The following is a 232-nucleotide window of genomic DNA, read 5'->3' on the forward strand; positions in this document are numbered from 1 at the left end:
GATGTGCAAACGAGTCATTGTGATGTATGCAGGCGAGGTAGTAGAAACGGGCGAGACGGAGAAGGTTTTGCAAAATCCTGTTCATCCCTATACCCGAGCGTTGATCGGAGCGCTACCCGACCTGGCAGACCCGGAGCAGCCGCTTCTTGCCATTCCCGGAGAGTCGCCTGATTTGCGCAATCGTCCCTCTGGTTGTGTTTTTGCCAGCCGCTGCACGTGTGCAATCCCGCTC

At 56.5% G+C, this 232-nt stretch carries 1 protein-coding gene; it reads left to right on the forward strand.

Going from position 1 to position 232, the window contains the following annotated elements:
• Positions 1 to 22: 22 nt before the first annotated feature.
• On the forward strand, positions 23 to 232 hold a 210-nt coding region (locus MXD62_RS09735), incomplete at its 3' end, for an oligopeptide/dipeptide ABC transporter ATP-binding protein (protein WP_368862364.1).

Source organism: Frankia sp. Mgl5 (assembly GCF_023242985.1).
Lineage (GTDB): Bacteria > Actinomycetota > Actinomycetes > Frankiales > Frankiaceae > Parafrankia > Parafrankia soli.